The organism is Deltaproteobacteria bacterium, assembly GCA_020848905.1.
Lineage (GTDB): Bacteria > Myxococcota_A > Polyangia.
In genome coordinates, this window is record JADLHG010000069.1 from 137,560 (window position 1) to 145,541 (window position 7,982).

Annotated in this window: 4 protein-coding genes; all 4 read left to right on the forward strand. The window is 69.7% G+C overall.

Features of this window, described 5'->3' with window-relative positions:
* Window positions 1-261 precede the first annotated feature (261 nt).
* The 4 genes from IT371_29425 to IT371_29440 all read left to right on the forward strand — a co-directional run bounded on the left by IT371_29425 (window position 262) and on the right by IT371_29440 (window position 7,764).
* Window positions 262-3,450, forward strand: a complete 3,189-nt coding sequence (locus IT371_29425; protein ID MCC6751810.1) for a PD40 domain-containing protein — start codon at window positions 262-264, stop codon at window positions 3,448-3,450.
* A 223-nt stretch (window positions 3,451-3,673) separates the two neighbouring features.
* The gene (locus IT371_29430) at window positions 3,674-4,162 is read left to right on the forward strand and encodes a PilZ domain-containing protein (GenBank protein MCC6751811.1); all 489 of its coding nucleotides are present in this window, start codon (window positions 3,674-3,676) and stop codon (window positions 4,160-4,162) included.
* 485 nt (window positions 4,163-4,647) lie between these two features.
* Window positions 4,648-6,039 (forward strand): hypothetical protein, encoded by a 1,392-nt coding sequence (locus IT371_29435; protein MCC6751812.1) that lies wholly within the window; start codon window positions 4,648-4,650, stop codon window positions 6,037-6,039.
* Window positions 6,040-6,090: 51 nt separating this feature from the next.
* Window positions 6,091-7,764 (forward strand): hypothetical protein, encoded by a 1,674-nt coding sequence (locus IT371_29440; GenBank protein MCC6751813.1) that lies wholly within the window; start codon window positions 6,091-6,093, stop codon window positions 7,762-7,764.
* Window positions 7,765-7,982: the final 218 nt, after the last annotated feature.

Sequence of the window (7,982 nt, forward strand, 5' to 3'; positions counted from 1 at the left end):
GGTAACTTGACCGTGGCGGCGAGCCATACATCAAGCATGCGCGCTGACAACGGAAAACGCTGAGAAGGCTCCGGCTCTGTTGGGCGCCGGTCAACAGGCTCGGAGGACCAGTCCCACCACAGCCAGCTCGTGCGGTGGAGAACCGCGGGGGCGAAGCGCGACCGCTTGCTCTAGATCATTCCACTTCTAGAGGCACGCGGCGCCTCGACCGCGGATGGTCCGTTCGCTGCACCCGCCAGCGGCACCCAACCGGAGGTGCGGATGATCGAGCTGGTGCGCGCAGCGAGGGTCGTGACCGAACGGCAGAGGTCCATCGTCCATGCGGGCGTGGCGCGGGCGAGCTTTCCGGCCGACGTGTGGCGGGTCTCGGCGCTCCTCGCGATGTTCTTGATCGGTTGCAACGAGGGTCCGTCACGGCGGAACCCGGACTCGATGCAGAGCGCGCTAGACGCCGGAGTGGCGGACCTCGCGGGCGCCGAGCGTGCACCGCGTCCGCCCGGGCCGAGCTGCGGGGATCAGGTCATCGGGGACGGGGAGAGCTGTGACGGCGCAGAACTCGGTGGGCGGACCTGCGCCACGGAGGGCTTCGCCAGCGGGACGCTCCGATGCTCGAGCACCTGTCAGCTCGACCTGAGCGCCTGCGGTCGCTGTGGCGACGGCGTCGTGGGGCCCGGTGAGGCCTGCGATGGGACCGAGCTGGGCGGTAAGACCTGCGCGACGCAGGGCTTCGAAGGGGGCAGCCTCTCGTGCTCCTCGGCGTGCACGCTGGACGCCTCCAAGTGCACCTTCGCGAGCTGTGGCAACGGCAAGCGCGACGGGGCCGAGTTCTGCGAGGGTGCGGACCTCGGGGGAGCGAGCTGCGCCTCCGCCGGGTACACGGGGGGCACGCTCGCTTGCTCGGCCAATTGCGCGCTCGACACGAGCCGGTGCTTCAAGTGCGGGGACCGCGTGAAGAACGGCACCGAGGCCTGCGACGGGCAGGATCTCGGCGGCCAGACCTGCGCCTCCCGTGGCTTCGGTGGGGGAAGCCTGGCCTGCAACGCGGACTGCACCTTCTATACGGCGGCCTGCTCGACGTGCGGCGACGGACGGCGGCAGGCGTCGGAGGCCTGCGACGGCGCCGACCTGGGTGGCAAGGGCTGCTCGGATTTCGGCTTCGCGGCCGGGGCGCTGCGCTGCACCGCGTGCGCGCTCGACACCTCCGCGTGTACGGCGTCGCCGCCGGTCGTTCCGCCGCAGGGGCTGAGCGTGGTCTTCGTCTCGCGCCAGATCCCGACCACGGGTTCTCCGTATCTGGCGGGCTCCAAGGGAATGCCGGGGGTCGGGTCCTTCTCGCGCTTTCAGGTGGCGGCCCCTGGCCGGCTGCTCATCCGGCTGGCGGACGGCTCTCTGCGCACGCTGGTCGACGGGGCCAAGCCGTCGGCTGCCACGCTGAACCTGATCGACGCGAACGCGCCCGACGTGTCCTACGACGGCACGAAGATCGTCTTCGCCGGACTGCCTGCGGGGCAGTATGGCGGCGGCATCCGGCAGCACCCGGGAGCGTGGCGACTCTTCGTGATCAATGTAGACGGGACGGGGCTCCGGCAGCTGACGCACTCCGATCGCGGGGCCCTCGATCTGTCGCAGTTTGGCAGCAACCCGGGGGCGTTCACCCGCTACGACGACACCGATCCGGCCTGGCTCCCCGACGGGCGGGTGGTCTTTTCCTCCACGCGCTGGCCGGCGATCGCGCAGTACCAGGACGTGCCGACCACCAACCTCTACGTGGTCAACGCCGACGGGAGCAAGCTGCACCGGATTACCGCGGAGAAGAACGGGGCGGACCGTCCGCTGGTCGATCCCATCACGGGGAAGATCGTGTTTTCTCGCTGGTGGCGGAATAGCCGCAACGCTACGAACAGCCTGTCGACGATTCCGTTTCCGGATCTTCCGGTGGGCTACGCTCAGCATATCGGTCTCGTGGCCGAGAACATGCTCGATCGTTTCGGCGGGGTGCCCGACCTATCGCGTAACGCGTGGCAGCTCGTGACCATCCGTCCGGACGGCACCGAGCTGGCGCAGTGGGGCGGCGTCTCCGGCGTGGGCTACGCGGCCTTCGAGAACCACGGTTACGGGGGCGGGTTCTCGGCGAGCGGCGTGCTCTACGCGAACTTCGTTCCGCTCCACCACCTGGCCGATCAGTCGGGGTTCGGCGGGATCCGTCGCTACGAGCGGGGACCGCACGGCTACTCGCACGTGATCGGCGTGTCGAACGATGGCGAGCTCGTCACGCAGAGCCCTCCCTCGTATAACGTCTACAAAGGAAACTATGCGGCAGACCCGTCATTTCTGCCCGACGGCCGGATGGTGCTGTCGTGGGCCAAGGATACTGGTCAGGACTACGGGCTATATATCGCTAACGCGGACGGTTCGAACTTGCAGCCCTACTATGACGTGCCGGGAACCGGCGAGCTCCGGCCGCGCGTCGTGCAGCCGCGGCCCCTGCCGCCGGTGATCGTCGATGGCGTTACCGGCGTGGCGAGCGCCCTCCCGCCCAAGGCGAGCGGCCCGTACGACCTCGACGGAACCTTTGTCTTCGACGCCCTGAACGTATACTTCAACGCGCCGGTGGACGTGGAGATTGCGCACGCGATTCCGGTCGGGTCGGCCGGGACGATCCGGTTCTTCATCGATCATCAGCGGACCAGCCTGAGCTCGGGCAATCACCTCGATTGGCCGATCCTGCTCGAGGAGAGGGTCGTGAGCGCCGGGGGGGCGGTCCAGGCCAACGCGCCGGCCAACGTGCCCCTCTTCGAGCAGCTCCGCACGCCGAGCGGGCAAGGGTACAAGGTCCCTATTTCCGCGGGCCGGTACGGGGGGGCCGGGGACCCGGTGCCGGCGGCGCACGTCGCGGGCCACAACTGGGGCCGGCCGGGGGCACGCGCTCGATGCGTGGGGTGCCACGTCGGTCACACGATGATCGCCGTGCCGGCGACCGACGAGGAGGCTCGCTGGACGAACCTCGCCCCTGGAGCGGCGCCCAGCAGCTCGTCCCGGCACGCTGCGGTTCCGAACGATCACGGGCTCAACGACCGGCGCGTGCGGACGGGGCGCGGAGGAGATGCCCGTCACTGGTACAGCGCGGCGGGGCAGACGCAGGGACAATGGGTGGAGCTGAGCTTTCCGGTTCCCGTGACGGTTCGGCGCGTGCGCCTGTACGGGCCTCCGACGGGGGCGGGCCGCACCGTGGTTGTTTCGGCCGCCACCGTGGTTGTTTCGAGCGCCGGTCAGGAGCTGGCCCGAGGAGCCGCCGGGCCCGTAGCGGTTGCGGGGACGGACGTGCTCTTCAGCGACGTCAAGGCTCGGACAGTGCGCGTGTTCCTCGACAAGGTCTCGGGCACCTTTAACGGCGTGGCGGTGGCGGGCCTCGGTGAGGTGGAGGTCATCGCGCGCGGCGAGGCGCCGTAACATCGGGGGGGGCCATGTGCCGGGCGGGCCATGGCGCCGCTGTCAGGGATCGTTAACAGGTCAACACGGGTAGCCGTGTCAGCTTTGCCTCTGGGGACAGCCGGCCCGCTGCCATTCTGGCCAGATCCGGTGCACGGCCACGCGATCTTCGCACCTTGGCGAGGGGGCGCGGCTGGCACGATGGTTGCTCATCTTCCGGGAGTTGGTCGGAAGGAGTGAGGTCATGGTTCTTGAGGGCGAGGGCAGCGGGCACGTGGATGGCGAGCAGCTTCGCGCGGTGCAGCAGGTTTACGACTACGCGTACTTGCATGCGCGGGTGCGTGCCGGACTGCGGCTCGAGCGCCGGGAGCTCACTGAGCTCTCGGAGCTGTCGCGCCTCCTCGAGGGGGATTCCCGCACGAAACGGCGTCGCCACCGGCGACTGGCCTGCCTGATGCCAGCGCTCCTCAAGAGCGCGGCCGGCCACACGCGCGCCACGGTCTTCAACCTCTCCGGGGGCGGGATGTTCGTCGCCACGCGTGAGGCGCTCGAGCCCGGGGAGGCGGTGCAGGTCATCGTGGGGCGCGAGCGAGAGGTGCTCTATACCTTCATCGCCGAGGTCACGCGTCGCGAGTCGCGCCACGGCATCGCCGGCGTGGGACTGGTCTTCCGCGGCACCCCGCTCGTGCGCCGCTATCGCCTGAGCCGCTCTGCCGAGTCCGTCGCGGCGTGAGCTCCCAGAGCTCCCACCCTCCCCAGAGCTCCCAGAGCTCCCACCCAGGTTGATGCGCGGCCCAGAGCTCCCACCCAGGTTGATGCGCGCCCACCCAGGTTGATGCCGCCCAGCTCCCACCCAGGTTGATGCGCGCCCACCCAGCCCAGCTCCCACCCAGGTTGATGCGCGCCCACCCAGGTTGATGCCGCCCGAGATCTTCGCCCGAGAGGTCTCCCCTCCGAAATCTCTCCCTCCGAGATCTCTCCCAGGTTGATAGGCGCGGCGGCCTCCGAGGCGTGCTCCAGGACTCGGTGAATCACGTGCGACGCGGGCGAACCTCGGGTGGTCACGCCGTGACCACTCACAGCTAAGCTCCTGAAAATAGGCGATCATGTTCCGCCCATGGTGCGGAATACTGGTTGCTCTCCGCGAGCGCAGATCCGAGGCCGAAATGCGCGCGGTCCATCTCGGGGGCCCGCGGCCTCGTTTGCCGGAGGCCCTGCATGTTCTCGTGCTGTTCGATGCGATGCGCCGCGAGGTATCTCGGGGCGGGGGTCGTCCTCGCGCTGCTGCTGGCGCCTGCCGCGGCGACGGCGGAACGGGGCGCGGATCCGAGGCTTCCGGCCCCCGTGGCACGCTGGCTCGCGTTCGAGCAGGAGCGCAACGACCGTTCGAATGACGCGCGGCGTCTCTACCCGCTCGACAACCACCAGGACCCGCGCTACGCGCCCGAGCAGCGCCGGTTCTTCCAGCTCAAGAGCTACTGGGTGGACGCCGAGCGCATGCACGCCTTTCCGACGGACGAGCTGGCCGGAACTCTGCGGCCGATGTTCCTGCGGCAGCAGAACGGGCGTGCCCAGGTGCGGCTCGTCGTGCATCCCGAGTCCGAGCCGCTCTACGCGCGCCTGGTCGCCGGGGCCGAGCGGGCCGAGGACTTTACGGCCTCGGCGACGGCCTCCTCGCGCACGCTGATCTCCTGGGCTCCGGGGCATCCCGAGACGCCGTTCTTCCTGAAGGTGAGCCTGGACAAGATGCTGAACGGTGCGCGTCGCACGATCTCGCAGGGGGAGATCGCGCGGAGCGCTGGCATCGGCCTGCTGCTCGAGGCGGATCGGGCGGGACGGGTGGCGCGACCCGGTGCAGCGGCGGCGCTCCCGGCAAGCTTCGCGGCGCTCCCCGAGGTGCTTACGGCTATTCCTCGAGGGATGCCCGAGGGGGGCATGATCATCCGGCTCATTCCGGAGGGCGTGATCGCGGGGCGCACGCAGTGCATGCCGCTCTTCGCGCTGCATTCGCCGGGGCCGAACGGCGCGATGCCGGCGCTGGTGGAGATGATCCGGCGGAGCGGGCAGCCCGCGGAGACCTTCATCCGCGAGCGCGTAATCGCGCCGTGCGTGCGGCAGTGGATCGAGCTCTCGGTGAAGAATGGCATTACCAGCGAACCGCACGGGCAGAACGTGCTGCTGGAGCTGGACGCGCGGGGTCTGCCCACCGGGACCGTGGTGAACCGCGACTTCGGCGGCTTCTGGGTCGACTTCGAGCACCGCGGTCGCCTCGGGCTCTGGCTGCCCGAGCGCATGCCGGTGATCGGTACTCTCGCCGAGGACTACAAGCTCAACCCGGGACGGGACCGTCTCGCGAACCTCGAGACGTATTTCTACGGGGGCTTCGTCCATAACCTGGATCGCGAGGTGCGGAGCTGGTTCCGACGGGGCTGGCTCGAGGGGCAGGCGCCGGCCGAGCGCGCATTCGAGCGGGTCATGCTGCGCGAGGTGGAGCGCGTCGGTGCGGAGCTGGCCGGTGGCCGCGTCGAGGTGAATCGCCTGGACGGACTAACCTCGGTGCTTCAGCAGGTGAAGGCGGCCTATGTACGGCGGCAGGGGCAGGCGCGCTGAGCCCTGGTACCGGGGCGTGCCAGGGATAGGTGGGGCGCGGGCCCACCGCGCATGAGAGCGCTGCTCGTGGCTTTGGCTGCCGCCATCGCGCTCGTCGGGGTGGGTCGCGCAGAAGCCGGTAATCGGCTCGAGCTTTCCTTCGACCCGAGCCTGCCCACTTCGTGCGTGGAATACCTGAATACCGCGCTCGCCGCGATCTACCCGGAGGTGGTGCGCGTCTACGGCGAGCCGGCGAAGACGCACACCGTGCTCATCCGGCACGACCCAACGTACTACGGCGGGATGTACAACCCGGTGACCGGCCAGCTCGTGCTCGGCTGGCTCCCCTCCTGCCGGGACGCCGTTCCGGCGCCCACTCCGGCCTTCGACCAGTTCCTCACGCACGAGCTGATCCACGCCTTTCACGGCGGCTACGTTTTCACGGCGAGCTGGGCCGAGGAGGGCATGACGAGCGCCGGAGTCGAGCTCGTGCGCGAACGCCTGCTCCAGACAGGCACGCGTACGCTCGACGCCTCGTTCGACTGGAAGGACGCCGTACTCTGGTACGACACGTTCGCCAACCTGGGAGCGCGCGCCTACGGGCACCTGATGGTCAATCGCTCGTATGCCGACTGGATCTCGGGGCCCACCGCCTACGCGGGGCTGTTCTCGTTGCTTGCGCTCTCGCAGCACGCGGGACCGGCCGGCCAGTGGGAGTCCGCGGACGCGCTGGGGAAGGTGAACCGCGCGCTCTACACGCGCCCGCAGGGGCTGGTCGAGCCCACGACCCTGGTCCAGGCCGTGGGCGAGGCGCTCGTCGCGCCCGTGGACGGTGTGCCGCCGAGCGTGTGGATTCCGGCGCAACCCGTGGCCGCGGGTACGACTACGCAGGGACGGTTCCTCGGCGTATACGGTCGGCGCGGCGCCGACTGGCCCGCGAGCCCGGTGAGCCCAACCTGGGTCGTGTTTTTCGCCTTTGCTTGGGGACGCGATCCGCAGTACCCCGCGCTGCCGGCGCAGGTACGGATCGAGAGCGGCGAGCTCGTCACCTTGCGGGTGACCGACGTTGACGGAAAAGAACGCTTTCGCAGTGAAGGCTCGCTAGCGACGGCCAAGCCCAGCTACCCGGGCGGCAACGCGGTCCCACTGACGGAGACGATGTCCTGGCCCTTCGGCGCCTATCAGCTCGACGCGGAGGTGACGGTGGGCGGCGAGAGGCTGCGTGCGCGGAACTATTTCCTCGCAGGAGTAAAACCTCTGGGCACGGCAGCGGACGGGCTGGCCGTGCTCGCCGTCGACGAGGCAGGCCAGCTCGTTGGTAGCGGGTGGTCCTCGATCGACTGCCAGGTGAGCCGCATGGAGCGCGGGGCGACCTTGCTCACAGTGCCCGCCACGGCGTCGCGTCCGGCGCGCTGCACCCTCCGGTCCCTGGAGGAGCCCACGATCACGCACGTGGTAACGGTGCCCGAGCCCGGCACGCGTGTCGTGACCCGCGTTGCCGTGCGTGGCGTGTCCAGATCGGACGGGGGCGTATCCGACGGTGGACGTGATGCGGGGGTCTGGGCGCGAGATGCCGCGCGTGGGGACGACGGGGCGAGTGACGCCGGAGGCAGGCCGGCGAGCAGCGCGGGTTGCGGCTGTGCGACGTGGACGGGCGAGGTCCAGGGGTGGGCGAGCGCCTGGTCCGGGGTCACACTCCTCGCCGCGGTCCGCCGTCGTCGACGGTTTCGCCGTCGCGACGTCTAGGCGCGTTGCGCCGCGACGTCGGAAGCGGACCCGGCTCCGACCCGGACGACCCGGACCGACCGTGGTTGCTTCTCCACGAACCCGACCGCGGGAACCCCCGCGGGAACCCGACCGTGGTTGCTCATTGCTCTGGTTGCTCGTAGCCGGGTTTCCTGGTCCGGTATGCGGACGGGCCGGTCCGGCACACCGGACGACTCCGGCGCCCCAGAGATCTATCA

Bases quoted from the DNA above. Each gene is read 5' to 3' on its own strand.
- IT371_29425 (MCC6751810.1), top strand. From the start codon at position 262: ATGATCGAGCTGGTGCGCGCAGCGAGGGTCGTGACCGAACGGCAGAGG.
- IT371_29430 (MCC6751811.1), top strand. From the start codon at position 3,674: ATGGTTCTTGAGGGCGAGGGCAGCGGGCACGTGGATGGCGAGCAGCTT.
- IT371_29435 (MCC6751812.1), top strand. From the start codon at position 4,648: ATGTTCTCGTGCTGTTCGATGCGATGCGCCGCGAGGTATCTCGGGGCG.
- IT371_29440 (MCC6751813.1), top strand. From the start codon at position 6,091: ATGAGAGCGCTGCTCGTGGCTTTGGCTGCCGCCATCGCGCTCGTCGGG.